Source organism: Marinobacterium sp. MBR-111 (assembly GCF_040547585.1).
Taxonomy (GTDB): domain Bacteria; phylum Pseudomonadota; class Gammaproteobacteria; order Pseudomonadales; family Balneatricaceae; genus Marinobacterium; species Marinobacterium iners.
Window position 1 is genome coordinate 279,497 of the sequence record NZ_JBEPQA010000001.1, and the last position, 25,686, is coordinate 305,182.

Sequence of the window (25,686 nt, forward strand, 5' to 3'; positions counted from 1 at the left end):
GGGGTGACTTACATCACCCCGGTCGGCGCAATCAGGCTTCAACGGTCGGGATGACAGTAGCGGCCTTGGCTACGTAGTTTTCCATCTGATCGAAGTTCAGGTAGCGGTAGATTTCACCCGCCATGCTGTCGATCTTGTTGGCGTAGGCCATGTACTCGTCAACGGTCGGCAGTTTGCCTTCCAGGGCCGCAACGGCAGCCAGCTCGGCAGATGCCAGGTAGACGTTGGCGCCATCACCCAGACGGTTCGGGAAGTTACGCGTAGAGGTGGACACTACGGTGCTCTTGGCAGCAACACGCGCTTGGTTACCCATGCACAGTGAGCAGCCCGGCATTTCCATGCGCGCGCCGGCCTTGCCGAAGATGTTGTAGTAGCCTTCGTCGCTCAGCTGGGCCTGGTCCATTTTGGTCGGCGGGGCGATCCACATGCGAGTCGGGATCGACTTGCCGGAGGACTCCAGCAGTTTACCGGCGGCACGGAAGTGACCGATGTTGGTCATGCAGGAACCGATGAACACTTCATCGATGCTCTGGCCAGCCACTTCAGACAGCAGGCGAGCGTCATCCGGATCGTTCGGAGCACACAGGATCGGCTCCTTGATTTCGGACAGATCGATCTCGATCACTTCAGCGTACTCGGCATCAGCGTCTGCACGCATCAGACTCGGGTTCGCCAGCCACTCTTCCATGCCCTTGATACGACGCTCAATAGTACGTACATCGCCGTAGCCTTCAGCGATCATCCACTTCAGCATGACGATGTTAGAGCGCAAGTACTCGGCAACAGAGTCTTCAGACAGAGTGATGGTGCAGCCTGCAGCAGAACGCTCTGCGGACGCATCAGACAGCTCGAACGCCTGCTCAACAGTCAGTTCTTCCAGGCCTTCGATCTCCAGTACGCGACCAGAGAAAGCGTTCTTCTTGCCAGCCTTTTCTACGGTCAGCAGACCCTGCTTGATGGCGTAGTAAGGAATGGCGTGTACCAGGTCACGCAGAGTGATGCCGGCGTTACGCTTGCCCTTGAAGCGAACCAGGATTGACTCCGGCATATCCAGCGGCATGACACCGGTGGCAGCTGCGAAGGCGACCAGACCTGAACCGGCCGGGAAGGAGATGCCCAGCGGGAAACGGGTATGGGAATCACCACCGGTACCCACGGTATCCGGCAGCAGCATGCGGTTCAGCCAGGAGTGGATAACGCCGTCACCCGGACGCAGCGATACACCGCCACGGTTCATGATGAAGTCCGGCAGGGTGTGGTGGGTATTCACGTCAACCGGCTTTGGATAGGCTGCGGTGTGGCAGAAAGACTGCATGGTCAGGTCGGCTGAGAAGCCCAGGCATGCCAGGTCTTTCAGTTCGTCACGGGTCATTGGACCGGTGGTGTCCTGAGAGCCAACGGTGGTCATTTTCGGCTCGCAGTACATGCCCGGACGTACGCCGTCCATGCCGCAGGCCTTGCCGACCATTTTCTGAGCCAGAGTAAAGCCCTTGCCTGTGTCAGCTGGCTGTTCCGGCTTGCGGAACAGGTCAAAGCCTTCCAGGCCCAGTGCGGCGCGTGCTTTTTCGGTCAGGCCGCGACCGATGATCAGTGGGATACGACCGCCGGCACGTACTTCGTCCAGCAGCACTTGAGTCTTCAGGCTGAAAGTGCAGATGACTTCATCGGTACCGTGCTTGCATACCTTGCCTTCGTATGGGTACACGTCGATCACGTCACCCATGTTCAGGTTTTCAACCGGCATTTCGATCGGCAGAGCGCCGGCATCTTCCATAGTGTTGTAGAAGATCGGGGCGATCTTGTTACCGAAGCAGTAGCCACCGGCACGCTTGTTCGGCACGAACGGGATGTCGTCGCCGAAGAACCACAGCACGGAGTTGGTAGCAGACTTACGGGAAGAGCCGGTACCCACAACGTCACCCACGTAGGCAACAGGGAAGCCTTTGGCTTTTACTTCTTCGATCTGGGCCAACGGGCCTTTCACGCCAGGTTCTTCCGGGTTGATGCCGTCGCGTTCCATCTTCAGCATGGCATTGGCATGCAGCGGGATGTCAGGACGTGACCAGGCATCCGGAGCCGGAGACAGGTCGTCAGTGTTGGTTTCGCCTGGCACCTTGAATACGGTTACGGTGATTTTCTTGGCAACTTCAGGCTTGGAGGTGAACCACTCGCCGTCGGCCCAGGACTGCATTACCTGCTTGGCGTGCGCGTTACCTGCTTCAGCCTTTTCCTGAACATCGTGGAAGGCATCAAACATCAGCAGGGTGTGAGACAGCGCCTTGGCTGCGGTCGGGGCCAGTGCATCAATGTCCAGGCACTCAACCAGCGGTGCGATATTGTAACCGCCGAGCATAGTGCCCAGCAGCTCAACGGCTTTTACCTTGTCGATCAGAGGGGAGGTCGCTTCACCCTTGGCAATCGCAGCCAGGAAGCCAGCCTTGACGTATGCAGCCTGGTCAACCCCCGCCGGAACGCGGTTGGTGATCAGGTCAAGCAGGAACTCTTCTTCGCCTGCAGGCGGGTTTTTCAGCAGCTCGACCAGGGCAGCGGTCTGTTCGGGATCAAGCGGCTTCGGCGGTACGCCTTCTGCAGCGCGTTCTTCTACATGTTTACGATAAGCTTCAAGCACGATATGGCCCTCATCTGTTTTCACCGCCGGACGCCGGAGTGGTACTACTCCACCGACGGCGTATCGACTAGGTATCGAATGGTGATTGGCGAGCGAATTCTAGCGGAAGGGGGTGACAAAGTTAAGATGTGTCGACAATCGTCTTACCAAAGTATAAGAGCACATGGCCTGAAGGGTTCAGGCCGTAAAGCCATTGCAGTCCTGCTGCCAGCACTGATGTCCGGCAAACTTGTCAGGTTTGGCAGGTGAGGCGTTAGCCCAACCTTAGGATCTCGTCCTCGCCCGATACCTGAAACTCGCCTTTTTTGTTATCCAGAACGTTGACCTGGCGACCATCCTGAGTGAGGTACTCCGGAAGCTCCTGTTCCCATTCAGTTCTTTTTTTAAGGCTCCAGGGGGCTCGGTAATGTTGCCGCATCACCAGCATGACAAACCGACCATCTTCACCGTGGGTGGGAAAGCTGCTGTCGTAATACTTGCGCATCTGAAAATACCAATTCTTGTTATTGGGAGGTTGCTGAGACTGAGGCTCGGTGCATGGATAGCACGAGTGCATTTAACCGTAGACCACATAATCAATATGGGCAAATTAAAGAGGACAGTATTTTATTCATCTTGGGTATTTTTGATTCAGTTTAAACCGCGAATCAAACAAGAGTATTAATAAAATGTGACCTAAAAAAGACACCATTTTTAAACGATTGATTGCATTCAAGCCCTGTGATGGCGGTAAAGAGGGTGCAGGTGGCGATATCGGGTAGCCCTGTGCATTGAAAAGCTGATTCGATGCTGTTGATGCCGGTCAATAATAGTGAAAGCGGGTTTGAAATCATCTCGAAAGCTAAGTATAACACTCTGATACATTATCTCAGGCAGGAGGTAGCCTTGATGAACTCGGCAGTCAGTCAGGCTGAAGTCGCACAGGAAGAGCGTCCGGTAAATGCTGATTTGCAGTTAAGCAAACTGCAAATCATGTTTAATTTACAGGTCGACAAGCGACTGATCTATGCCGGTACCCAGCCAACTGTTGCACTGCGTTATCTCACGCGGCTAGTCGCCGCACGTCCTCGCACCCTGCGAAACCATATCCGACGGATCTATCTTGCCATTCAGTGTGCTGACAGCGATAGCGTTACCGGTGCATTGATCGACTTGTTGCTGGTTCTGCGTGGCAGAGGGCAATTTCTTGTCAATCGCCTGATTCAACAGGCTGGCCCATTGCTGAAGTCGGAATGCCGGATTGCAATGAACAAGGCCGTCGATACTCGTGACCTCTCTCGTTTGGCAGAGCTTCCACTGGAGCATGCTGTCCTCAGTAATGGACGCTGCATGCAATTCTCCAGGCAGAAACTTCACTGAGCAGTTTTAGAAGGAATGTGCAATGCCGGTCAGTGGTAAGCATTCAATAGGCATTATCGGTTTTGCGGCCAACGAGGCTGCAATGCTTGAGATATTTTTTAACGGCAACAAGGCCAAGGGTTTCCACCTCGTGCCAGCTGAGAGTGCGGAGTCGTTGCTGATTGGGATCAGTGATGCCAGTAGCCGGAAGCAAGTAGAGGGGTGGTTGCGTCAAAATGGCAATCGTCCTTTCATTGCCGTTGTAGACCCTGGTACGGCCGAAAAAGTTAATGGCAAAAGCATTCGCTTGACTCGTCCCTTGAGTATGGGAACCTTGCAGCAGGCGCTGGCTGATCTGCGACTGCAGCTCGACGCGATGTCTACTTCGCCTGCAGTTCAGGCAGCATCGCCTGAGCATCCGCTGGAGAGCCTGCGGGATCAGCGTACAGTCGCCTTTGCAGAGTGGCAGGCGCGCAAGGAACGAAGCAGTCAGGCACTGAGTGCCTGGAAAGGCGGTAACAGTCAGCGCCAGACTGAAGCGCTTCGCAGCCGTTTCAGTCTTGAGCGGAATGAGTTAAACAGTCTGATTCTGGATGCACAAAATCAGCTCAGGCAGCAACATTCGCAGGCAAATGACTCCAGATCCTCGGCTTTGTCTATGGAAGCGGAGTCACAGGAAACAGAATCCCTGTTGTCTGATGAACTGCAGACACCGCGCATATCGGCCGAGATGATTCAACAGTGTTGCGGTAATCTGCCGGACGTGAATCTTGACTCTGCAACTGAACGTCGGCGTGTGTATTTCAGCCTTGATGGGCTTTTATTGCCCTGGATCATGCGGTGTATTGAGGCGGGCAACGCATCAGGGAAGCCACAACAGGTAGTCGGTGTTCCGGGTGCACTGTTTTACCTGCCTGCGGATAAGGAGTTTTTGGTCACGCTGGACGCTGATCTGCTGCTGCAGTTGACCAGGACTCGATTTGGTTTTGAAGAGATTTCACTGCTCGAGCGGGAGCCGGATGCCGAACTTCCCAAGGGTCGGCGGGTTGCCTCTGACGAGCTGCTTTGGCAGTTGGCATTGTTTACCGCTCGTGGTCGTCTGCCTGACACGCTGTCCGCGGAAGAGCCGCGGTTGCTTAATTCAATTCCTGACTTTGAACGCCTGCTGGAGACGCCTCATGCCCGGAGCATTGCTGAGCTTTGGCAGAGCCAAAGATTGTCAGCCCAGAATATTGCCTCAATGTTAGGTGTGCCTCAGCGCTTTGTGTTTTCGTTCCTTGTGGCAGCGGACGCCATCGGTCTGTACTGTCCATGACCGGAAAAGTGTGTATCACACCATGGATCTTTCGGAGTTAAACCGTGAATCAAGAACAGAATGATACCCCGCGGTATTTTCAGGTGACGCCCAGTGGCGCTTACTACGCGACACTGAACACCGAGCCAGAAGCACTGCGTGCCTTGTTGTTGCAGTTGTTGAGTGCAGATACCCATATTCCGTATCTCAGCTCACTGCTGCAAAAACTGACGGGGATGGGCGAGGCAGAAGCACAGACATTGCTCGATAAGGCTGTGCAACACGGCTTTGTTGATCTACCGCAAAACCCTGAGCCTATCGCTGCTGGCACTATTGAACATCTGTTGCCTGAATATTTACCACAACTTGCCGATGGTCGTGTGCTGTTGGCAGATGATCAGGGCTTCTGTCTGGGGCAGTCGGGCTTCGGTGCGGAAGAAGCTGAAGCGGTAGCGGGGATGGCGGCAGACTTGGTCTCCATGCATGAGCGCCATCAGGCGCTGCTTGGCAGACACCTTGGTTTCGATGGTTCGTCCTGGGCGCTTGTGGATGCTGTAGGACAAAGTGAGCTGGGTTTTTGGACGCTTCACGTAGGTGAACAGAAATTCCTGCTAATTCTGGAAGGGATGCCTCATTTGAATCGGCAGCCTTTTGTGGACTTGATGTCGGTGCTGATCCGACGCTACCTGGATTACTGATAAAACGGACTGGCCGTTTTATACAGGATTAAAACCAGCGCTAATGGCCTAAAAGGAGACTACCATGCGCTCAGAAATGTTGACTTCCATTCTCAACGATCTCAACGGAACATCTGCAGAAATTGAAGCGTCTGCTGTGATTTCTACAGACGGTCTCGTTATTGATGCCCTCCTGCCTGCCGGTATGGATGAAGACCGAGTTGGTGCAATGAGTGCAGCCATGCTGTCGCTCGGCGAACGTACCTCTCAGGAACTGGCCCGTGGTGAGCTTGAGCAGGTGCTCGTCAAGGGTAAAGAAGGCTATATCCTGATGACTCATGCAAACCCTGAATCGGTGCTGACTGTTGTTGCCAAGACCAATGCGCGATTGGGTCTGATCTTCCTTGATGTCAAGCGCGCTGCAGAGGCTATCGGTAAGATTCTCTGAACCTTGTCAAAGTGCTGGGCGTGCATGGAAACATCAGTTAACTGATATGCACGCTTTTCTATCGGCCTGGAGTGTCTATGTCCGAACAAGATACCGGTGCCACCACAGAGGTGCTGCTCAAATATTTTGATGGCACTGAACGGCTGGCGAAGATCGTGGATCGCGAGGTGCCCTATCCGGATGGCAAATTGATCGTGTCCCGTACTGACCCCCAAGGCATCATTACTCACGCTAACCGTGCATTTATTGAAATGTCGGGTTACACCCGTGAAGAGCTGCTGGGAACCAATCACTATATTCTGCGCCATCCAGACATGCCCGCTGTGGCATTCAAGGACCTTTGGGATACCGTAGCCCAAGGTAAGAAGTGGCAGGGTTATGTGAAAAATCTGCGTAAAGATGGCGCGTATTACTGGGTGAAGGCGACGGTCATCCCGAATATCCGTAATGGCGAGCTGGTCGGCTATACTTCGGTCCGACGCAAGCCATCACGCAGCAAAATCAAAGAAAGCGAAGCCCTCTACGCGACGCTTAGGTAATGGGGTGCTGCGATGACTCTTAATTTATCGGTCAGTCCTGACTTTCCGCCGTCACATCTGTCGGGCTGGTTTATTTTCAACACCTGGCTGCAGCGTCAGTTGGGTACGGGTGTGCATCTTGAACTGTATGACAGTTTCGAAGCGCAGCGTGAAGATATTCGTAGTGGCAAAATCGATCTGATCTATGCCAACCCCTACGATGCCTCAATGCTGGTGCGTGAGCTGGGCTTTAAAGTGTTGGTTCGACCGCGCAATCTCTCTGATGAAACGCTAATAGCCACGCTGGCATCAGATCCTCGAGAAAAGGTCGAAGACCTGGAGTCGGGCATTACCGTTGCAACCACTGCTGACCCTGATGTGCATACAATGGGTATGATCATGCTCGAGTCGGCAGATCTTGATGGCGGTAATGTTACTTTCCTTGAGCTGGACAGTTATGTTCTGGTGGCAAAGGCACTGTTGAACGGCAATGCTGATGTCGGCTTCTTTCTGCAGGCGGGTTATGACGAACTCTCTGAGCTGATTCGAAAGCAGATGAAGCCTTTGGTTAACAGTCAGATCAGTGTGGTGCATCATACGCTGGTGGCCGGTCCTCGAATGGAGCAGCATATCCCGTTGTTGCTTGAGCGTTTGACCAACATGGAACATGATCCAAAGGGTCAGGATGTGCTCAAAAGCATGGGGCTGGATGGATGGGATCAGATGCATGAAGAACAGACAGAGTTCATGATTGATCTCATTGATACGCTGATTGACTGATCCATCGGCTGTCGAGAGAGCGGGGTGCTGTTATAATGCGCCCCGTTTTTATTTGCAGAAACAGGTAATGCTGGATGGACGCCCTGAGCGAAATCAAAGACTTTCTTGGCTGTGAAACTCCGCAGGAGTGGCTTGAACTGGCTGCGAAGCCCGAATCCCAGCTGATTCTGCTCACCGATCACGCTCATTGCGAGAAAAAAGCCGCTTCTACTGCAATGACATTGATGTTCCGTTACGTGGATCGCTCTGATCTGCTGAACAAGATGTCACGGCTGGCACGGGAAGAGCTGATCCATTTTGAGCAGGTATTGGCGTTGATGGAGGCTCGGGGTCATCGTTATGACCATATGAGTCCTGCGCGCTATGCAGGCGGTTTGCGTACCGGTGTTAGAACGTCAGAACCGGGGCGGTTGATTGATGTATTGATTATTGGGGCGTTTATCGAGGCTCGCTCCTGCGAGCGTTTTGCTGCTTTGGCGCCTTCGCTGGATGATGAGTTGGCAAAATTCTACCGTTCTCTGCTGAAGTCCGAAGGGCGTCACTATCAGGATTATCTGCAGCTTGCACGAGACTATGCAGGTGAGCCGATCGATGATCGTATCGAGTATTTTCGTCAGATAGAGTGCGAGTTGATTCTGGCCGAGGACGACGAGTTTCGCTTCCACAGCGGTCGTCCTTCGGCGGCTCTTACAGCTGCTGCCTGAGTTCGGACTGCAGCTTTTCACCTACGGGTAAGGTAAAGGCATACAGGCGGATGCCCTGTGTGTCCATCTCCAAGTACCAGCCCTCTCGGTCCCAGTCTCCCAGCACAATGCGCTCGCCGCGATCACCGTTTTGCCGGTGATGCAGGGCGGGGCGGTGGGTGTGGCCGTGAATGATCAGGTCGACCTGCTCATGCTGCATCAACGCGCTAACGGCAATGGAAGACACATCGGTAATGGTTTCGGTCTTGTTGGCTGTTTCGCTGCGACTGGTTTCACGCAGCTGCTGGGCTATCGCCTCACGCTCGGCAAGAGGTTTGGCGAGAAATGCCTGTTGCCACTTGGGGTCACGCACCATGGTGCGAAACTGCTGATAGTCACGGTCGTCAGTACACAGCTGGTCGCCATGCAGTACCAGAAAAGGACCCTGTTCCGATTCAAGGCGTACCACTTCAGGCAGTAATGTAACCTCAAGGCGTGTAGCGGCTGCCTGGCCGAACAGAAAGTCTCGGTTGCCGTGCTGAAACAGAATGCGTGTGCCCAGGGCAGCAAGTTTGCGCAGTGCATGGTAAACCGGCTCAAGATATTCCGGTGCACCATCATCACCCACCCAGGCTTCAAATATATCGCCCAGCAGGTAGAGTTCATCGAACTGCGGTGCCTTTTGCTCAAGCAGTATCACAAACGCCCGGATAATGTCCGGGCGTTTGTGGTGCAGGTGCAGGTCGGCGATAAACAGCCGTCGCATTACTCTTCCGCTTGTTTGATGCTGGCTGACTCAATGACCACGTCTTCAACCGGAACGTCCTGGTGTCCGGCGCGCATGGTAGTGTTGACTGCCTTGATCTTGTTGACCACATCCATGCCATCGACAACCTTACCGAATACGGCGTAACCCCAGCCCTCGGTGGTTTTGGCTGTGTGGTCGAGAAAGGTGTTGTCGGAGATGTTAATGAAGAACTGAGCTGATGCAGAGTGCGGGTCCATGGTGCGGGCCATGGCGATAGTGCCAGTCTGGTTGGACAGGCCGTTATCGGCTTCGTTCTTGATCGGTTCGCGGGTCTCTTTGGAGATCATACCGGGCTCGAAGCCACCACCCTGGATCATGAAACCGTCAATTACGCGGTGAAAAATCACGCCGTCATAGAAGCCATCGCGTACATACTGCTCGAAATTAGCTGCTGTTTCCGGCGCTTTTTCGTGGTCCAGTTCCAGTGTGATGTCGCCGAAATTGGTTTGCAGGATGATCATATCGGTTTCCCTGTTTCTCTTATGTGTAGAGCTATTATACTCAAGTCTTACATCGCTGCATCCACATGATGTCGCTGGCTGCGATTTGAGCCGGTGTCCGCGTGCGTGCAGGGCTGATCTGCGGTTATAATGATCGGCTTCAGTTCCGGCAATCGGCCGGCCTTTTTCAGCTTCGACAAGACATGGATATGACCAGAAACGACAGTCCCAAGCCGAACAACTTTATCCACCAGATTATTGAAGATGATCTCAGCAAAGGCCTGAACGATGGGCAAGTGGTGACTCGATTCCCGCCTGAGCCCAATGGCTATCTTCACATTGGTCATGCCAAGTCGATCTGCCTGAACTTTGGCACGGCACTGCGCTTCAATGGTCGGTGCCAACTGCGTTTCGACGACACCAATCCCGAGAAGGAAAGTCAGGAGTACATCGATTCCATTATCGAAGATGTGCGCTGGCTCGGGTTTGAATGGAGCGGTGAGGTGCGTTACACCTCTGACTATTTCGAGCAGCTGTATGCTTGGGCGATCCATTTGATCAATGAAGGCAAGGCCTATGTGGACAGCCTTAGCGCCCATGAAATGCGTGAGTTCCGTGGCACCTTGACTGAGCCTGGCAAAAACAGTCCCTACCGTGAGCGCAGCATAGAAGAGAACCTGGCCCTGTTCGAAAAGATGCGCAACGGTGATTTCTCGGAGGGTGAGTGTGCCCTGCGTGCCAAAATCGATATGGCTGCACCCAATATGAACATGCGCGACCCGGTGATCTACCGCGTTCGCCACGCTCATCATCATCAGTCCGGTGACAAGTGGTGTATCTACCCCTCCTATGACTTCGCTCACGGTCAGTCCGATGCGATTGAGGGCGTTACGCATTCCATCTGCACACTGGAATTTGAAGATCATCGCCCACTGTATGACTGGTTCATTGAGAATCTGCCGGTCCCGGTTAAGCCGCGTCAGTATGAATTTGCCCGTCTCAACCTGAACTACACCATCACCAGCAAGCGCAAGCTTAAGCTGCTGGTTGACGAAGGGCACGTTAATGGCTGGAACGACCCGCGTATGCCGACCATCTCCGGTATGCGTCGCCGTGGCTTTACACCAGCTTCAATCCGCAATTTCTGCGACATGATCGGTGTAACGCGTTCCAACGGCACGGTAGATATGGGAATGCTGGAAGCGGCTATCCGTGACGATCTGGATGCCAATGCACCTCGGGCCATGTGCGTTATCGATCCGATAAAGGTTACCATCAGCAATCTTGCCGAGGGTGAGCAGGAGTGGTTTGAACTGCCGGCGCATCCCAAGGATGAGTCCATGGGGCTGCGCAAGGTGCCATTTACCCGCAATCTGCTGATTGAACGTGAAGACTTTGCTGAGGAAAAACCGAAAAAGTGGAAGCGTCTTGCGCCGGGTGATGCCGTGCGTCTGCGTGGTGCCTATGTGATTACCTGTAACGAGGTGATCAAGAACGAGCAGGGTGAAGTGGTAGAACTGATCTGCAGCTATGATGCGGCTACCAAAGGTGAAAACCCTACTGGTTACAAGCCTAATGGCGTGATTCACTGGGTGTCGGCTGATAACTCTGTAGCGTGTGAAGTGCGTCTGTATGACCGCCTGTTCACCGAGGCCAACCCTGATGCGGACAAGAATCGCGACTTCCATGAGTTCCTCAATCCTGAATCGCTCAAGGTTATGGCCAATGCCCGTGCTGAGATCGGACTCAAACATGCAGTGGCTGAAAGTCGCTACCAGTTCGAACGTAATGGCTATTTCTGCGTTGATCCTGACTCCAGTGAACAGCATCTGATCTTCAACCGCACGGTCACCTTGCGAGACTCCTGGGCCAAAATTCAGGCGAAGTGATGTGATTATGCAGGCAAGGATGCGTGTCGGCTCGTTGGCAGCACTGCTCAGTGTAGTGTTGCTGACCAGCTGTGCCAGTCACCCTGTTGCGGGGCCGATCGATTCACTGACGGTAGAGCGGCGAGCCGTGTTGCCGTTGGAGGTGATAGAGTCATCGGGTCTTTCTCAACATCAGGGTCAGCTATGGACCCATAATGACAGCGGTGATAAGCCTCAACTGTACCGTCTTGACCTGATGTCTGGTGAAGTGCTTTCAACCCTGCGTGTACGGGATGCGCTGAACTTTGACTGGGAAGAGATGGCGTATGATGCCGATTGGCTACATGTGCTGGATTGCGGTAACAATCTGGGGCGGCGGGAGTGGATGCAAATCTACTCAATACGTTGGCAGTCACTGCTGCAGGCCTCGGCTGGTAACGAAGTTCCCTCGCGGCTGCTGGAATTCCGTTTTGCCGATGCCGGCAAGTCAGCGGGCGCCTATGCTCATGACAACGACTGTGAAGCCGCCGCCGTGGTCAACGGCAAGGTATGGGTATTCAGCAAGAACTGGCAGGATCAGCATACCCGAGTATATCAGGTCGATCCGGCAGGGGTGCCACGCCAGGTCGTTGAACCCGTGGGGCGTTACCCGGTCGGCGGTTTGATTACGGCTGCGGACTACGATCCCCAGCGGCAGCGCCTAGTGCTGCTGGGTTATACCAAGGGGCGAATCAGTTCGCGAGCCTTTGTCTGGACGGTGCCTGTCAAAGATAACCTTCCGGACTGGGAGGGGGCTCAATATCATAGCCTTACACCTGCAGGGCAATGGGAGGCTGTTGTCTGGACCCAAGATGGCCTTCTCCTGACCCGTGAGAGCAGCCTGCTGGGTCAGGCCTGGTTGGGTACCGTATCATTGCCATGATCACAGGCCGCTTTCACGCTATAATCCCGTTTTTGCGCTTTCAACTCATTTCAGGTCTGGCGGATAGTAATGCTTCAAATCTATAACACTCTGACCAACAGCAAGACAGCCTTTACTCCTATTGAGCCCGGCAAGATCCGCATGTATGTGTGCGGTGTGACCGTGTACGACTACTGTCATATCGGTCATGCTCGGGTAATGGTTGCCTTCGACCTGATTACGCGTTATCTGCGTGCCCGTGGCTGGGACGTGACCTATGTGCGCAATATCACCGACGTGGATGACAAAATCATCCGCCGTGCAGCTGAGAACAGTGAGTCTGTTGATGCGTTGACCGAACGCATGATTGCGGCGATGCATGAGGACGAGGCGCGGCTGTTTGTGTTGCGTCCCGATCAGGAGCCCCGTGCCACGGCGCATATCGGCGATATTATCGATATGGTGTCGACCCTGATCGAGAAGGGCTATGCCTATGCGGCAGCTAATGGCGATGTCTACTATCGGGTCGAGCGGTTTGAAACCTACGGCCGTCTGACCAATAAGGTATTGGAAGACCTGCGCTCGGGTGCCCGTGTGGAGGTGGAAGAAGCCAAGGAAAGCCCACTTGATTTCGTCCTGTGGAAGGTAGCCAAGCCTGGTGAAGTTAGCTGGTCTTCCCCCTGGGGTCAGGGCCGCCCCGGCTGGCACATTGAGTGTTCGGCCATGTCCAAATGCTGCTTGGGCAAGACCTTTGATATTCACGGTGGCGGCCCAGATCTGCCGTTTCCGCATCACGAAAATGAAATCGCTCAGTCTGAGGCGGCCAATGGCTGCACCTACGTCAATTACTGGATGCACGCAGGGCCTGTTCGCATGGGGCAGGAGAAGATGTCCAAGTCGCTGGGCAACTTCTTCACCATTCGTGAGGTGCTCAAGCACTACAATCCTGAAGTGGTTCGCTACTTCCTCTCAAGTGTGCACTACCGCAGCTATATCGATTACTCGGAAGATGGGTTGCGGGAGGCGCACAGTGCGCTTGAACGTTTCTATCAGGCACTGAAGGCGGTGCCTGAGCTGGCGCAGGAGATGACGCTGCAGAATGATTATGAGCAGCGCTTTGTTGAAGCCATGGATGATGATTTCAATACCCCGCGCGCATTGGCGGTGCTGTTTGAAATTGCCAGCGAACTGAACAAGGCTGCGCGTGATAATGATCCTGTAGCGCCCCAGCTGGCTGCTCAGTTGAAGCAATTGGCCGGTATGATCGGTCTGTTGCAACAGGAGCCGGATCAGTTTCTGCAGGGGGAAGCAGGTGAGGGTGATCTGTCGGCGGAAGAGATTGAAGCCTTTATCGAGCAGCGAGCTCAAGCGCGCAAGGACAAGGATTTTGCCGAAAGCGATCGTATCCGGGATCTGCTGGCTGAGAAGGGTGTTGTCCTGAAAGACAGTCGTGACGGCACAAGCTGGTATCGCGAAGGCTGATTGTTGGCAGGCAGTTGAGGTTCCTTACTGGCTTAGGCCGTGTGTCTGAGCCAGTTGTTCCTTTAGCGCCTGCAGCTGGGTGTAATCAAGGCCACGTCTTTGTTCAGTTACATCTCGCATCAAGCAAACATAATGCTGGGTTTGCTGTTGTTCGTCCTTTACAGCGGTAATGTTGGTCTCCTGGATATAGAGTCGTCCTTCGCGGGTGCGATTGACAATATCACCGCTCCATTCGCCAGTATTGATCAATGCCATCCACATGCGATGGAAAAACGAGCTGTCGTGGTGGCCGGAATTGAGTACTGAAACGTTGCGACCTGTCATGGCAGCCGGAGCGTACCCCGTCAGCTTTTGGAAGGCTGCATTTACCAGCTCGATTCTGCCGCGCCCGTCCGTGACCATGATGGCGTCATGACTGTGACGAAATACCGCTTGGGCAATTCGTGACTCCTGACGCTGCGCCTTATCCGAAGTTATGTCACGAAACATCACCTGAATGGCCTGTTTGCCGCGATACTGGATCATTGTACTCGAGACCTCGGCTTCAAAAGTGGAACCGTCCAGCCGCATCAGTTTTTGTTCAGCGGGTTTCAGGGCTTCGCCACGTTCCAGTGCGGCACCACGATCACGAACAAAACTTAGGCTGTCGGGGTGTACCAAGGTATCGATACTGAGTTGTAATAATTTATCCGGTGAGTTGCAGCCGAACAGAGCAGCGGCATGTTCGTTGGCCAGCTCAACAACCCCGTTGACATGTACCACGATTGCTTCGGGCGATTGTGTGAACAGTGTTCTGTAGCGCTTATACATCTCGTCTGCTCGGGCGGCCATATGGTTGCTCAGGCGCAGTGCCTGATGCCGTGCCTGAATAAAAAACAGCAGCAATGAGGCGACTAAAAGGGTCAATGACAAGCCTGATATCAGCGTTGGGCCGTGGTACTGGCTGGATGCCTCTCGGTGCAGGTCGGGGTCGAGGGGGCTGATCTGAAGGTGGATCTCCTGTCCCGCCAGTGTCAGGCTTGCGGCGTGTTGCAAACTTGGTTCGGGCTGACCCAGTTCAGGGTGGGAGTCATAGCTGATTGACTGACTGTCTTGTCGAGGATCTATCAGCTGAATGCGCAGTGGGTTGGTCAGGTCGTTCAGGCTTTCCTGCACTAGCTGACTCATGCTGAAACCGAGTGTTACCCAGCCCAGAAAGGCTGCATTGGTCTGCACGGGCAGTAGTAGAAGGTAATCCAGAGAGTTGATATCGGTTGGCAGCAATGACAGGGGCTGGGTAACGCTCATCGTACCGCTGGTCATAGCCTGTAAAGCGGCTTTGCGTCGTGAATCACCATTATAGATATCATATCCAAGCATGCGGCTTTCCACGGCAGCTGGCGTCAAGTGCATGACCAGAAAGCTGGGCTGGTTGGGGGCAGGCGGTGGAAAGATTGTCAATTTGCGCGGACTGTCTTGATTGAAACGATCAACAAAAGCCTGGCGCTCGTCTGGTGCAAGGTAGCGAGTGTAGGAGAGCCCAATGATTCCGAAATCGGAGTATCGCATCTCGTAGGAGTCAAACATCTGGTGCCAGCGTCGATTCAGCTGCAGGGTGGGGGCGTCAGGATGGTTCAGCACCAGTCCGCGGCCCGCTTTCATCAATAGCGTAAAACGATCAACCTTTTCCTGTAGTACGCGGGTGGTTTGCTGTACGGTTGCCTTGAAACGGTCTTCCAGCTCCAGTCGCTGTCGGTTTGCCTCGTGTTTGGCCAGGTTAAGGCTCAGCACTGTACCGACGATGAAAATCGCAACCGGGAGGCCGAGCTGGCGCAGCCGGTACTGAAAGGGAGTACTGTTTTGCTTGGGGAGGGTGTCCTTGTCCATTTGCATCCTGCAATATTCCTTCAACGCCTGTCGATAAAACTAGCAGATTTTTGCTGTTAAAACAGGTGTTTTTGGGTGTCGATATTATCCGTGATCGACACCCATCTCCACTAGCCTTCGAGCATGGCAGATGCTTCGAGAGTATTTTCCATAAGGCTGGCAACGGTCATTGGTCCTACGCCACCTGGCACAGGGGTGATCCAGCCCGCGCGTTCGGCAGCGGGTGCGAATTCAACGTCTCCAACCAGGCGGCCGTCATCCAGCCGGTTAATGCCGACATCGATCACAACCGCGCCGGGCTTGATCCATTCGCCCTTCACAAGTCCGGGGATGCCAACGCCAACCACAACAATATCGGCACGGCGGACATGGGCTTCCAGGTCGCGGGTAAAGCGGTGCGTGGTCGTAGTGGTACAACCAGCAAGCAGCAATTCAAGCGTCATTGGGCGGCCAACAATATTGGAGGCGCCGACGATGACGGCTTCCTGGCCATGCAAGTCGATGCCGGTGGACTCCAGTAGTGTCATAACACCTTTGGGGGTACAGGGGCGAAGAACCGGCATACGCTGAGCCAGGCGACCAAGGTTGAAGGCATGGAAGCCATCCACGTCCTTGTCCGGGCGAATCTGCTCCAAAACTTCGGTGGCATCAAGATGACGCGGCAGAGGCAACTGGACCAGAATGCCGTCCACATTTTTGTCATCGTTGAGTGTGCTAATAAGCTCCAGCAGCTCTTCACGACCGGTTTCAGCCGGCAGGTCATAGGCGCGTGAGGTAATGCCGACCTCTTCGCAGGCATTTTTCTTATTGCGAACGTAAACCTGGGAAGCGGGGTCGCTGCCGACCAGAATCACGGCGAGGCAGGGTGCGCGTTTACCCTGTTCCAGGCGGGCCTGAATACCTGCGCGTACTTTCTGTCTGACCTCGGCAGCGATTTGCTTGCCATCAATAATGCGGGCGCTCATGGCTGGAGAATGTTCCTTTAAGCTGCATATATAAGTGGGAAATGAACAATACTGCTGATTTTCTCATCTTTGGGCCTGCAGGGCCAATGCACTTTTCTTTTGGTGGTACTGATACAGAGTGTTGTTTCTGCTGAAAAATATTGAATCCGGGTGTTGACCTTGCCGAGGCACTGCCTTAGGATACGCACCTCCTCGAGACGGGGTAGATACTCAAGACGAGGCGGCGTATTATGCGCTCGTAGCTCAATCGGATAGAGCAACGGCCTTCTAAGCCGTAGGTTGCAGGTTCGAGCCCTGCCGGGCGCGCCAGCATGCTGGTTAAGGTCGTCTAAAAGGTTGAGTATACAAGGTTATGGTGGGCGTAGCTCAGTTGGTAGAGCCCCGGATTGTGATTCCGGTGGTCGTGGGTTCGAGCCCCATCGTCCACCCCATTACCTTGGAAGCTTCAGCCGCTGGCTGAAAAGTTGGCGGACGTGGTGGAATTGGTAGACACGCTGGATTTAGGTTCCAGTGCCGCAAGGTGTGAGAGTTCGAGTCTCTCCGTCCGCACCACACAGGCAACACACTATATGGTGGGCGTAGCTCAGTTGGTAGAGCCCCGGATTGTGATTCCGGTGGTCGTGGGTTCGAGCCCCATCGTCCACCCCAGTGTGCCCTGATATTCTGTTATGCCTCCCCTCTATCTTTATGATTCTCAAGGCTTTACCTTCATTAATACATTCTTTTTCATTTTACTGCTGTTGGGCTTTTGCTTGACTAATGGCGGCAGTTGGAAGAAAATTTCGCGCTTTAGAATTTTGGCTCTGCTGGTCGGTCGTCATCAGCCGCATATTGATCCCTGAATCAACGGGATGAATATTACGGAGGGCGAGCCTGCAGGTCGCAACATCATGCTGCAAACTATTTGTGAGGATCTCCATGCAAGTTTCTGTTGAAACGACTTCCGGCCTCGAGCGTCAGATGACCGTAACTGTCCCGGCTGCACGCATTGACCAGGACGTAGACAAGCTGGTTGCTCAGCAGGCGCGCACTCGCCGTCTGGATGGTTTCCGTCCGGGCAAGGTTCCGCCCAAGGTGATCAAGCGCATGTTCGGCAGCGCGATCCGTCAGGACGTATTGGGTCAGGTCGTTCAGGAAAGCTTCTATACCGCTGTTGAGCAGGAAAAACTGCAGCCGGCGGGTGGTCCCAACATCGAGTTCAAGAACGACAAAGAAGGTGAAGACCTTCAGTACGTGGCTACCTTTGAAGTGTACCCGGAGATTGAACTGAAAGATCTGTCCGGCGTTGAGCTGGAACAGCAGACTGCCGAAATCACTGATGCCGACATGGATCAGATGATCGATACCCTGCGCAAGCAGCAGGCAAACTGGACCGAAGTGGATCGCGCTGCGGCTGAAGGCGACCAGGTCAAGATCGACTTTGAAGGCTTCATCGATGGCGAAGCATTCGAAGGCGGCAAGGCAGAGGGTCACAGCCTTGTGCTGGGTTCCGGCTCCATGATTCCTGGCTTTGAAGCCGGTCTGGAAGGCAAGAAGGCGGGTGAAGAGTTCGATCTGGAAATCACCTTCCCGGAAGACTACCACGCTGAAAACCTGAAAGGTAAAGCGGCTGTTTTCAAGACCAAGGTACAGAGCGTTTCCGCTCAGGAACTGCCTGAACTGAACGAAGAGTTCTTCTCTCGCTTTGGCATCGAAGAGAAAGAACTGGATGGCTTCAAGGTTGAAGTGCGCAAGAACATGGAGCGCGAGCTCAAGCACGCTCTGAAAATGAAGCTGAAAGATCAGGTCTTCACTGAGCTGCTCAAGGCCAATGAGATTGAGGTGCCTGCAGCCCTGATCGACAGCGAAATTGACAACCTGCGTCGTCAGGCAATTCAGCAGTTCGGTGGTCAGGATGCCAACATCGACCCGAACATGTTGCCGAAAGAAATGTTCGAAGCTCAGGCTCAGCGCCGTGTAAGCGTAGGCCTGTTGGTTCAGGAAGTGGTCAAGGCCAACGACATGAAAGCGGATGAGCAGCGTGTGCGCGAAACCGTTGAAGAGATGGCTGAAACCTACCAGGAACCGCAGCAGGTTATCGACTGGTACTACAGCAACGACCAGATCCTGAACCAGATCAAGAGCCTGGTACTGGAAGATCAGGTAGTTGATCATCTGCTGGCTTCTGCTACAGTCACTGAAAAAGCGGTTGCATACGAGGAGGCTATCAAGCCTGCTCAGCAGCAAGCTGAAGAGACCGAAGCCTGATCCGGAACAGCCGGTCAGGGCGTAAGCCGTAAAGGAAACGACAGTTGGCCTGGCTGACTGTCGTTTTTTCGCTTATCAGGGTAAGGAGAATTCTTGCATGGCAGATATCTATTCCGGGCGTTCCACCGAAATCACCAATTCCGGGCTGGTCCCGATGGTGGTGGAGCAGAGCTCACGAGGCGAGCGCGCCTACGATATCTACTCCCGTCTGCTCAAAGAACGGGTCATTTTTCTGGTGGGTCAGGTCGAAGACCATATGGCCAACCTGATTGTCGCCCAGTTGCTGTTCCTTGAAGCCGAAAATCCGGACAAGGACATCCACCTGTACATCAACTCACCGGGTGGCTCGGTTACGGCGGGCATGGCAATCTACGATACCATGCAGTTCATCAAGCCCAACGTCAGCACCATGTGTATTGGCCAGGCGGCCAGCATGGGCGCTTTCCTGCTGGCGGCAGGTGAGCCGGGCAAGCGCTTTGCGCTGCCGAATGCGCGTGTAATGATTCATCAGCCGCTGGGTGGTTATCAGGGCCAGGCGACCGATATCGAGATTCATACCCGTGAAATCCTGTCCATCCGCGAAAAATTGAATCGCCTGCTGGCGCATCACACCGGTCAGGATTTCGAGACGATTGCGCGTGACACGGATCGCGACAATTTCATGGATCCGAAAACCGCTGCTGAATACGGGCTGATTGACTCCGTGCTTGAGCGCCGTACCGAGAGCGAATAAGCCTTTGTTGTCGCGGTCGGGTTGAAATTCGGCCGCCTCGGGCGCATAACAAGTGTAAATGGTTTTTTTGAGGTAAGAAGATGGCAGACGAGACGACCGGCAAGGGGGGGGAGGGCAGCAAGCTGTTCTGTTCCTTCTGCGGCAAAAGCCAGGATGAAGTGCGCAAATTGATCGCAGGTCCCTCTGTCTTTATCTGTGACGAGTGTGTTGATCTCTGCAACGATATCATCCGCGAAGAGATTCAGGATTCGGACGAGCAGGAGCCCAGTGATACCCTGCCGACTCCGGCCGAGATCAAGGCGACCTTGGACGATTACGTAATCGGGCAAGAGCGTGCCAAAAAAGTGCTGGCGGTTGCGGTGTACAACCACTACAAGCGTCTGCGGTTCCAGAAAAAGGGTGAAGTGGAGCTTGGCAAGAGCAACATTCTGCTGATTGGTCCCACCGGCAGCGGCAAGACCCTACTGGCTGAAACCATGGCGCGTCTGCTGAATGTGCCCTTTACCATTGCGGATGCCACTACGCTGACTGAGGCGGGCTATGTGGGTGAAGATGTCGAAAACATCATCCAGAAGCTGCTGCAGAAGTGTGACTATGATGTCGAAAAGGCCCAGTTGGGTATTGTGTACATCGATGAGATCGACAAGATCTCACGCAAATCTGATAACCCCTCCATCACGCGTGATGTGTCCGGTGAAGGTGTACAGCAGGCGCTGCTGAAACTGATTGAAGGTACGGTCGCTTCCGTTCCTCCTCAGGGTGGACGCAAGCATCCTCAGCAGGAGTTCCTGCAGGTGGACACGTCCAATATCCTGTTCATCTGTGGTGGTGCTTTCGCTGGTCTGGAAAAAATTATCCGTGACCGCAGTGAGCGCAGCTCCATCGGCTTCAGTGCCGTGGTGAAGAGCAAGGACGACAGCCGTCTGAGCGAAGCACTGCACGATGTCGAAGCGGAAGATTTGGTCAAGTTTGGTCTGATTCCCGAGTTTGTGGGGCGTCTGCCGATGATTGCCACGTTGTCCGAGCTTGATGAAGAGGCACTGATTCAGATTCTCACCGAGCCCAAGAACAGTCTGGTCAAGCAGTATCAGGCCCTGTTCGAGATGGAAGGGGTCGATGTGGACTTCCGTGAAGACGCATTGAAAGCGGTCGCCGAAAAGGCGCTGGAGCGTCGGACCGGGGCCCGTGGTCTGCGTTCCATTCTGGAGGCGACTCTGCTGGATATCATGTATCAGCTGCCGTCGATGGATAATGTTGCCAAGGTAGTGATCGACGAAGGTGTGATCACCGGCACCTCCGAACCGATCCTGATCTACGAAAATCAGGAACCAGCCAAAGCCTCGGCTGACAGCTGATCCTGTGTTTCGTTATCGCTAAATCCCCGCCCTGTGCGGGGATTTTCGTTTGTGGGCAGGGTAGTGGGTGTAATTGTTTTGCGTCGCTGTCGACAAGCCTTTTATAATTGGTTGGAGCAAGCGGTCGGGATAATGCCGCTGCCATACAACAACAGATAAAAAAGGAAGACATGATGCTGAAACGTCGCACATTCATGGCCGCTGCAGCCGCTACACTGCTGTTCAGCTCTGTTGCCAGTGCCGAATACAAGGCTGAGTATACCGTCTCTACCGTTCTGCCTTCCGCCTTTCCCTGGGGACAGGCTGCCGATAAATGGGTCGAGCTGGTAAAAGAGCGGTCTGAAGGCCGCATCAACATGAAAATCTACAGCAACTCCCAGCTGGTCTCCGGTGACCAGACCAAGGAGTTTTCAGCCATGCGATCCGGCCTGATTGATATGGCGGTTGGCTCGACCATCAACTGGTCACCGCAGGTGCCTGAACTGAACCTGTTCTCACTGCCGTTTCTGATGCCGGACTACGCTGCCATCGACGCAATCACTCAGGGTGAAGCGGGCAAAGCGGTGTTTGCAGCGATCGAAAAGCGCGGTGTTACTCCGCTGGCCTGGGGTGAAAACGGCTTCCGTGAACTGTCCAACTCCAAGCATGAAGTCAAGCAGCCGTCTGACCTGGAAGGGCTGAAGGTCCGTGTTGTGGGTTCACCGCTGTTCCAGGATACCTTCACGGCGCTGGGTGCCAACCCGACTCAGATGAGCTGGGCCGATGCCAAACCTGCACTGACCACCGGTGCGGTTGACGGTCAGGAAAACCCGCTGTCTGTATTTGATGTGGCGCGTATTGATCAGGTGGGCCAGACCTACCTGACTCAGTGGCATTACATGGCTGACCCGCTGGTATTTGCCGTCAGCAACCGTGTGTGGAGCCAGTTCAGCCCGGAAGATCAGGCCCTGCTGAAGCAGGCTGCCATTGATGCCGGCAAATGGGAGATCGAAAAATCCCGTGCTGAACTGGATGAGACGCTGGCTAAAATCAAGGAGCGTGGCGTTCAGGTGACCGACCTGACCCCTGAACAGCACGCAGCCTTTGTCGAAGCCACTCAGTCCGTATACGAAAAGTGGACGCCGCGTATCGGCGAAGAGTTGGTCAAGCAGGCGCAGGAAGCCATTGCCAACCGTCCGCAGTAATAGGGCACCTGCATGAAGACGCCCGCCACCCCGGCGGGCGTTGTTGTCTGAAGTGGAGTGATAATGTCTACCCGACCCCCCAAGTTCAGGCCGGAGGCCTGGCTGGCGTCCCTGTCATTGATCGCGATCTGTCTGATCAGTCTGGGCAATGTAATCGTGCGTTATGCGACCGATGCCTCTTTTGCCTTCACCGAAGAGTTTTCGGTCTTTTTGCTGGTACTGCTGACCTTTTCCGGTGCAGCGGTGGCGGCACGCCATAATCAGCACATTCGCATTGAACTGGTTGAACATCACCTGCCCAAACCGGCGCTCAAGGTCGTGTATGTGCTGCAGTGGCTGGCTGGCGTGATCGTACTGGGTGTTACCTGCTGGTACGGTGCCAAGCTGGCGCTGGAAGAGTATCAATGGGAATCACTGTCACCGGGGCTCGGGCTGCCCAACTGGATTTATGTGGCTTGGCTGCCGTTGCTGGCAGCAGCCATTGTTGTGCGCACGACGCAGAATCTCATTGATCGCCTGCGTGGCAATGAACCACAGGAGGTGATCCATGAGCCCTGATCTATTGCTGATCGGCAGTTTCCTTCTGGCGCTGCTTCTGGGTGTGCCAGTGGCCATTGCGTTGGGCTTGGGCGGCATCATCGGTATTCTGGCCGGGCTGTCGCCAGACATGCTGGCGACTCTGGGAACCAATACCTACAACAGTGTGGCCAAATATCCCCTGATTGCCATTCCACTGTTTATCCTCACGGGCCTTATTTTTGAGCGGGCAGGGGTCGCAGCCAGCCTGGTTCGTTTTGCCCAGTCGGTGATCGGGCCTCGCCATGGCGGGCTTGCCGTTGTCGCCGTACTGGTCTGTCTGATTATGGGCGGGATGAGTGGCTCAGGCCCCGCTGATGCCGCTGCCGTGGCGATGGTGATGCTGCCCAGCATGCGCAAGGCCGGTTATCCTCAGGCCTTCTCGGCGTCGTTGATAGCGGCATCTTCATCCACCGCGATTCTGATCCCGCCCTCCATCGCCTTGATTTTGTACTCCATCGTGGTGCCTGGCGTCGATCTGCGTGCACTGTTTGCTGCTGGTTTGTTTCCCGGCATTCTGGCTGGGCTCTCCCTTCTCGTGCCAGCACTGCTGTTGGCCCGCAAGTATGGCTGGGAAGACCCGGAAAAGTCAGAGCGCCCACCATTCTGGCCCAGCCTCAAGGCGGCCTTGCCGGCACTGTTTGCACCGGTAATCATTCTAGGCGGTTTGCGTTCAGGCCTGTTCACACCGACCGAGGCGGCTGTGGTTGCGGTCACCTATGGTGTTATCGTTGGCTGTTTGGTTTACCGCAATCTGGGGATTCGCCAGTTGTTTGATCTGATGACGGAAGCGGCGGTGACCTCGGGTGTGGTGATGCTGATCATAGCGTTGGCGGGTATCTTTGCCTGGGCCGGCACCACGCTTGGCACATTCCAGCACTTGGCCAATGGTCTGCTGGCGCTGTCGGAAAGCGGCTGGGTCCTGCTGGGGTTGGTCATGCTGCTGGTGTTGATTGCGGGTATGCTGTTGGATGCGGTATCGATCTACCTTATCCTGATCCCGATCGTACTGCCGCTGATGAACCATTTTGGCTGGAACCCGGTCTGGTTCGGCATCCTGTTGGCGATGAATATTGCCATTGGCCAGTTTACCCCTCCGGTCGCGGTCAACCTGATGGTCACCACTCGGATCGCCAATATTCGGCTGGAGCATACCATTGGCTGGACGTTGATCTTTATTGCAGCCATGGCCTGCAGTCTGTTGCTGGTGATGCTGGTGCCCGGTATCGCCCTGTGGCTGCCGGACAAGCTGGGTTACGTCGTCGGCCCCTGGTAGCCATCCGATCTGACCGGTCATGACATGGCCGGTCAGATCAGGTGTATCCCGAAGCCACTCTGATTCATTATAATGTGGGCCTTGAGTCACCTGTCTTTCCAGTTTTTTACATCCGGATACCCTTTGCATCATGTTTCGATACTGTATAGCTCTGTTGCTTTTGCTGCCTGCCACCTTCGCCCAGGCCGATATATTTGCGCCGTTCCGAGATGAGGATGGCAATACCAAGTGGCAATATGTTGCCAACTTTTCCAGCGGTGTGCTGATCATCCTGCTGACGCTGGCGGCACTCGTGCTGTTTATCGTCTGGCGGCGGGCGCGTGGTTACAACCACGAGCTGGAAGAGATCAAGGCCAACCTCGAAAAACGAGTGAAAGAGCGTACCGCACGGTTGGAACAGGAGGTGTCAGAGCATGTGGTGACGACTGGGCGCCTTCAGGCGTCAGAGGCCTATATTCAGAATATTCTCAGCTCCATGCCGCTGGTGCTGGTCGGCCTTGACCGGGAAGGCACGATTACACAGTGGAACCCGCGTGCCGAGAAGCTTTCCGGTATCAAGGCGATCAACGCGATCGGGCGCAACCTCTGGGCTATCTATCCGGACATCACCTTGAAACCGAGCCACATTGAAGAGGCGCTGCAGAAGAACGAAACCCTGACGCTGCGTTACAGCCAGCCGGGCAGTTACTACATGGATATCACCGTCTATCCGCTTGAAAACTACAGCGAGCCGGGTGTGGTGATTATGGTGGATGATGTCACCCGCCGGGTGATTGCCGAAAACATGCTGATTCAGCACGATCGACTGGCGTCGATGGGCGAGCTTGCCACCACTATGGCCAGCGATATAAACAAGCCATTGCAGGCGATACTGTTTGATCTGCGCAGCTTCCACAGTCTGCTGGAATCCGCCAGCTTCCTGCAGGAAGGCGGCAAACAGAAAGAGGAGGTCGCACGCCTTCACCGCTTGCTGCAAAACGCAGCCGAAAACGGGCGAGAAGTCGAGTCAGTGATTCAGAATCTGCTCGAATTTGCGCGTGGGCGCACAACTGCACCAGCCAGTGCCAATGTCATCGACATCATTGAACACTCGGTTGATCTGGCGGGTGAAGTACTGGCGCTCCCCAATGCGATTCCGTTCAGTGATGTCAAAATCGAGCGTCACTTCGAAACCGATCTGCCGAAAGTCCCCTGTTACATAACAGAGCTTCAGCAGGCCTTGCTGAGCATTCTGCGTTACTCGTTGGCGGCCCTGAGTGATAAGGTTGCACAGAACAGGGAAGGATTTGTGCCGAAGCTGAAGCTCTATGCTTCACGCAGCTATGATTCGCTGTCACTGCGTATTCAGCACAATGGTGTGGGCCTCAGCAGTGAAGAGCAGATGTGCCTGTTCGAGCCCTATCCGCACCATGCCGAGAATGAAATGGCATCTGCATCCGGGCCCGAAAAGCGCTTGTCCTTTGCCTTCTATGTCATCACTCAGCAGCACCGGGGCCACATGGCTGTTACCTCTGATCCGGAAGTGGGCACCACGTTCCATATCCAGCTGGAGCTGAGCTAATCTGACAATTAATCGGCCTGTCTAGTACCAAAGGCTCATATTCTCACTGCCAAGGCA

At 54.5% G+C, this 25,686-nt stretch carries 24 protein-coding genes and 4 tRNA genes; 22 read left to right on the forward strand and 6 right to left on the reverse strand.

Annotated features, from left to right (window positions below; translation table 11 throughout):
* Positions 1-31: 31 nt before the first annotated feature.
* Complete coding sequence (acnB, locus tag ABIE61_RS01315; protein WP_091823800.1) at positions 32-2,629, reverse strand: bifunctional aconitate hydratase 2/2-methylisocitrate dehydratase; 2,598 nt, start codon at positions 2,627-2,629, stop codon at positions 32-34.
* A 253-nt stretch (positions 2,630-2,882) separates the two neighbouring features.
* Positions 2,883-3,113, reverse strand: a complete 231-nt coding sequence (locus ABIE61_RS01320; protein WP_091823061.1) for a hypothetical protein — start codon at positions 3,111-3,113, stop codon at positions 2,883-2,885.
* A gap of 404 nt (positions 3,114-3,517) precedes the next feature.
* On the opposite strand from ABIE61_RS01320, the gene ABIE61_RS01325 reads away from it, so the two are divergent.
* The 7 genes from ABIE61_RS01325 to ABIE61_RS01355 all read left to right on the forward strand — a co-directional run bounded on the left by ABIE61_RS01325 (position 3,518) and on the right by ABIE61_RS01355 (position 8,388).
* Entirely contained in the window at positions 3,518-3,988 is a 471-nt protein-coding gene (locus ABIE61_RS01325; RefSeq protein ID WP_139253876.1) for a hypothetical protein, read from the forward strand.
* A gap of 22 nt (positions 3,989-4,010) precedes the next feature.
* Complete coding sequence (locus tag ABIE61_RS01330; RefSeq protein ID WP_354406089.1) at positions 4,011-5,282, forward strand: BAR domain-containing protein; 1,272 nt, start codon at positions 4,011-4,013, stop codon at positions 5,280-5,282.
* Between the two features lie 44 nt (positions 5,283-5,326).
* The gene (locus ABIE61_RS01335) at positions 5,327-5,959 is read left to right on the forward strand and encodes a hypothetical protein (RefSeq protein WP_242529955.1); all 633 of its coding nucleotides are present in this window, start codon (positions 5,327-5,329) and stop codon (positions 5,957-5,959) included.
* 64 nt (positions 5,960-6,023) lie between these two features.
* Positions 6,024-6,386, forward strand: coding sequence for a roadblock/LC7 domain-containing protein (locus ABIE61_RS01340; RefSeq protein WP_091823051.1), 363 nt, complete (start codon positions 6,024-6,026; stop codon positions 6,384-6,386).
* A gap of 77 nt (positions 6,387-6,463) precedes the next feature.
* Positions 6,464-6,925 (forward strand): PAS domain-containing protein, encoded by a 462-nt coding sequence (locus tag ABIE61_RS01345; protein WP_091823048.1) that lies wholly within the window; start codon positions 6,464-6,466, stop codon positions 6,923-6,925.
* Between the two features lie 12 nt (positions 6,926-6,937).
* Positions 6,938-7,684, forward strand: coding sequence for a phosphate/phosphite/phosphonate ABC transporter substrate-binding protein (locus ABIE61_RS01350; protein WP_354406090.1), 747 nt, complete (start codon positions 6,938-6,940; stop codon positions 7,682-7,684).
* Positions 7,685-7,758: 74 nt separating this feature from the next.
* A complete protein-coding gene (locus ABIE61_RS01355; protein ID WP_091823043.1) occupies positions 7,759-8,388 on the forward strand; it encodes a MiaE family protein in 630 nt (209 codons plus the stop codon).
* Here the strand turns inward: ABIE61_RS01355 and ABIE61_RS01360 are convergent.
* Both ABIE61_RS01360 and ABIE61_RS01365 read right to left on the reverse strand, forming a co-directional pair.
* Complete coding sequence (locus ABIE61_RS01360; RefSeq protein WP_354406091.1) at positions 8,372-9,133, reverse strand: UDP-2,3-diacylglucosamine diphosphatase; 762 nt, start codon at positions 9,131-9,133, stop codon at positions 8,372-8,374. The genes ABIE61_RS01355 and ABIE61_RS01360 overlap by 17 nt on opposite strands.
* Complete coding sequence (locus ABIE61_RS01365) at positions 9,133-9,636, reverse strand: peptidylprolyl isomerase (protein WP_091823037.1); 504 nt, start codon at positions 9,634-9,636, stop codon at positions 9,133-9,135. Before ABIE61_RS01365 ends, ABIE61_RS01360 begins: the two co-directional genes overlap by 1 nt.
* Before the next feature lie 188 nt (positions 9,637-9,824).
* Here ABIE61_RS01365 and ABIE61_RS01370 point away from each other — a divergent pair, with 188 nt between their 5' ends.
* The 3 genes from ABIE61_RS01370 to cysS all read left to right on the forward strand — a co-directional run bounded on the left by ABIE61_RS01370 (position 9,825) and on the right by cysS (position 13,866).
* A complete protein-coding gene (locus ABIE61_RS01370; RefSeq protein WP_354406093.1) occupies positions 9,825-11,504 on the forward strand; it encodes a glutamine--tRNA ligase/YqeY domain fusion protein in 1,680 nt (559 codons plus the stop codon).
* Between the two features lie 7 nt (positions 11,505-11,511).
* Complete coding sequence (locus tag ABIE61_RS01375; protein ID WP_354406095.1) at positions 11,512-12,405, forward strand: hypothetical protein; 894 nt, start codon at positions 11,512-11,514, stop codon at positions 12,403-12,405.
* Positions 12,406-12,474: 69 nt separating this feature from the next.
* Complete coding sequence (cysS, locus tag ABIE61_RS01380; protein ID WP_354406096.1) at positions 12,475-13,866, forward strand: cysteine--tRNA ligase; 1,392 nt, start codon at positions 12,475-12,477, stop codon at positions 13,864-13,866.
* 24 nt (positions 13,867-13,890) lie between these two features.
* Here the strand turns inward: cysS and ABIE61_RS01385 are convergent, their stop codons facing one another.
* Both ABIE61_RS01385 and folD read right to left on the reverse strand, forming a co-directional pair.
* Positions 13,891-15,738 (reverse strand): PAS domain S-box protein, encoded by a 1,848-nt coding sequence (locus ABIE61_RS01385; protein WP_354406098.1) that lies wholly within the window; start codon positions 15,736-15,738, stop codon positions 13,891-13,893.
* A 104-nt stretch (positions 15,739-15,842) separates the two neighbouring features.
* Complete coding sequence (gene folD, locus ABIE61_RS01390) at positions 15,843-16,697, reverse strand: bifunctional methylenetetrahydrofolate dehydrogenase/methenyltetrahydrofolate cyclohydrolase FolD (protein ID WP_354406099.1); 855 nt, start codon at positions 16,695-16,697, stop codon at positions 15,843-15,845.
* Positions 16,698-16,929: 232 nt separating this feature from the next.
* Here folD and ABIE61_RS01395 point away from each other — a divergent pair.
* From ABIE61_RS01395 to ABIE61_RS01450, 12 genes are all read left to right on the forward strand, one after another.
* Positions 16,930-17,006 (forward strand) — tRNA-Arg (locus ABIE61_RS01395).
* A gap of 46 nt (positions 17,007-17,052) precedes the next feature.
* Positions 17,053-17,128, forward strand: a tRNA-His gene (locus tag ABIE61_RS01400).
* Between the two features lie 36 nt (positions 17,129-17,164).
* A tRNA-Leu gene (locus ABIE61_RS01405) sits at positions 17,165-17,249 on the forward strand.
* A 20-nt stretch (positions 17,250-17,269) separates the two neighbouring features.
* A tRNA-His gene (locus ABIE61_RS01410) sits at positions 17,270-17,345 on the forward strand.
* Between the two features lie 20 nt (positions 17,346-17,365).
* Positions 17,366-17,539 carry a hypothetical protein gene (locus ABIE61_RS01415; RefSeq protein WP_354406101.1) on the forward strand — a complete coding sequence of 58 codons (174 nt, stop codon included), beginning with the start codon at positions 17,366-17,368 and terminating at the stop codon, positions 17,537-17,539.
* Positions 17,540-17,615: 76 nt separating this feature from the next.
* Positions 17,616-18,944, forward strand: coding sequence for a trigger factor (tig, locus tag ABIE61_RS01420; RefSeq protein WP_091822964.1), 1,329 nt, complete (start codon positions 17,616-17,618; stop codon positions 18,942-18,944).
* Positions 18,945-19,041: 97 nt separating this feature from the next.
* Positions 19,042-19,677: an ATP-dependent Clp endopeptidase proteolytic subunit ClpP gene (gene clpP / locus ABIE61_RS01425; protein ID WP_354406103.1), complete on the forward strand. Its 636-nt coding sequence runs from the start codon at positions 19,042-19,044 to the stop codon at positions 19,675-19,677.
* 80 nt (positions 19,678-19,757) lie between these two features.
* On the forward strand, positions 19,758-21,032 hold the full coding sequence (gene clpX / locus ABIE61_RS01430; RefSeq protein ID WP_091822958.1) for an ATP-dependent protease ATP-binding subunit ClpX: 1,275 nt from the start codon (positions 19,758-19,760) through the stop codon (positions 21,030-21,032).
* A 173-nt stretch (positions 21,033-21,205) separates the two neighbouring features.
* Complete coding sequence (locus ABIE61_RS01435) at positions 21,206-22,216, forward strand: DctP family TRAP transporter solute-binding subunit (protein ID WP_425270448.1); 1,011 nt, start codon at positions 21,206-21,208, stop codon at positions 22,214-22,216.
* A 63-nt stretch (positions 22,217-22,279) separates the two neighbouring features.
* Entirely contained in the window at positions 22,280-22,774 is a 495-nt protein-coding gene (locus ABIE61_RS01440) for a TRAP transporter small permease (protein WP_206834339.1), read from the forward strand.
* Entirely contained in the window at positions 22,764-24,068 is a 1,305-nt protein-coding gene (locus ABIE61_RS01445) for a TRAP transporter large permease (RefSeq protein ID WP_354406105.1), read from the forward strand. Before ABIE61_RS01440 ends, ABIE61_RS01445 begins: the two co-directional genes overlap by 11 nt.
* A gap of 130 nt (positions 24,069-24,198) precedes the next feature.
* A complete protein-coding gene (locus ABIE61_RS01450) occupies positions 24,199-25,629 on the forward strand; it encodes a two-component system sensor histidine kinase NtrB (protein WP_354406107.1) in 1,431 nt (476 codons plus the stop codon).
* The last annotated feature ends 57 nt before the right edge of the window (positions 25,630-25,686 follow it).

Bases quoted from the DNA above. Each gene is read 5' to 3' on its own strand.
- ABIE61_RS01330 (WP_354406089.1), top strand. From the start codon at position 4,011: ATGCCGGTCAGTGGTAAGCATTCAATAGGCATTATCGGTTTTGCGGCC.
- ABIE61_RS01360 (WP_354406091.1), bottom strand. From the start codon at position 9,133: ATGCGACGGCTGTTTATCGCCGACCTGCACCTGCACCACAAACGCCCG.
- tig (WP_091822964.1), top strand. From the start codon at position 17,616: ATGCAAGTTTCTGTTGAAACGACTTCCGGCCTCGAGCGTCAGATGACC.
- ABIE61_RS01450 (WP_354406107.1), top strand. From the start codon at position 24,199: ATGTTTCGATACTGTATAGCTCTGTTGCTTTTGCTGCCTGCCACCTTC.
- ABIE61_RS01320 (WP_091823061.1), bottom strand. From the start codon at position 3,113: ATGCGCAAGTATTACGACAGCAGCTTTCCCACCCACGGTGAAGATGGT.
- cysS (WP_354406096.1), top strand. From the start codon at position 12,475: ATGCTTCAAATCTATAACACTCTGACCAACAGCAAGACAGCCTTTACT.
- ABIE61_RS01435 (WP_425270448.1), top strand. From the start codon at position 21,206: ATGCTGAAACGTCGCACATTCATGGCCGCTGCAGCCGCTACACTGCTG.
- ABIE61_RS01370 (WP_354406093.1), top strand. From the start codon at position 9,825: ATGACCAGAAACGACAGTCCCAAGCCGAACAACTTTATCCACCAGATT.
- ABIE61_RS01325 (WP_139253876.1), top strand. From the start codon at position 3,518: ATGAACTCGGCAGTCAGTCAGGCTGAAGTCGCACAGGAAGAGCGTCCG.
- ABIE61_RS01350 (WP_354406090.1), top strand. From the start codon at position 6,938: ATGACTCTTAATTTATCGGTCAGTCCTGACTTTCCGCCGTCACATCTG.
- clpP (WP_354406103.1), top strand. From the start codon at position 19,042: ATGGCAGATATCTATTCCGGGCGTTCCACCGAAATCACCAATTCCGGG.
- ABIE61_RS01440 (WP_206834339.1), top strand. From the start codon at position 22,280: ATGTCTACCCGACCCCCCAAGTTCAGGCCGGAGGCCTGGCTGGCGTCC.
- ABIE61_RS01445 (WP_354406105.1), top strand. From the start codon at position 22,764: ATGAGCCCTGATCTATTGCTGATCGGCAGTTTCCTTCTGGCGCTGCTT.
- folD (WP_354406099.1), bottom strand. From the start codon at position 16,697: ATGAGCGCCCGCATTATTGATGGCAAGCAAATCGCTGCCGAGGTCAGA.
- ABIE61_RS01355 (WP_091823043.1), top strand. From the start codon at position 7,759: ATGGACGCCCTGAGCGAAATCAAAGACTTTCTTGGCTGTGAAACTCCG.
- ABIE61_RS01365 (WP_091823037.1), bottom strand. From the start codon at position 9,636: ATGATCATCCTGCAAACCAATTTCGGCGACATCACACTGGAACTGGAC.
- ABIE61_RS01415 (WP_354406101.1), top strand. From the start codon at position 17,366: ATGCCTCCCCTCTATCTTTATGATTCTCAAGGCTTTACCTTCATTAAT.
- ABIE61_RS01345 (WP_091823048.1), top strand. From the start codon at position 6,464: ATGTCCGAACAAGATACCGGTGCCACCACAGAGGTGCTGCTCAAATAT.
- ABIE61_RS01375 (WP_354406095.1), top strand. From the start codon at position 11,512: ATGCAGGCAAGGATGCGTGTCGGCTCGTTGGCAGCACTGCTCAGTGTA.
- clpX (WP_091822958.1), top strand. From the start codon at position 19,758: ATGGCAGACGAGACGACCGGCAAGGGGGGGGAGGGCAGCAAGCTGTTC.
- ABIE61_RS01385 (WP_354406098.1), bottom strand. From the start codon at position 15,738: ATGCAAATGGACAAGGACACCCTCCCCAAGCAAAACAGTACTCCCTTT.
- ABIE61_RS01340 (WP_091823051.1), top strand. From the start codon at position 6,024: ATGCGCTCAGAAATGTTGACTTCCATTCTCAACGATCTCAACGGAACA.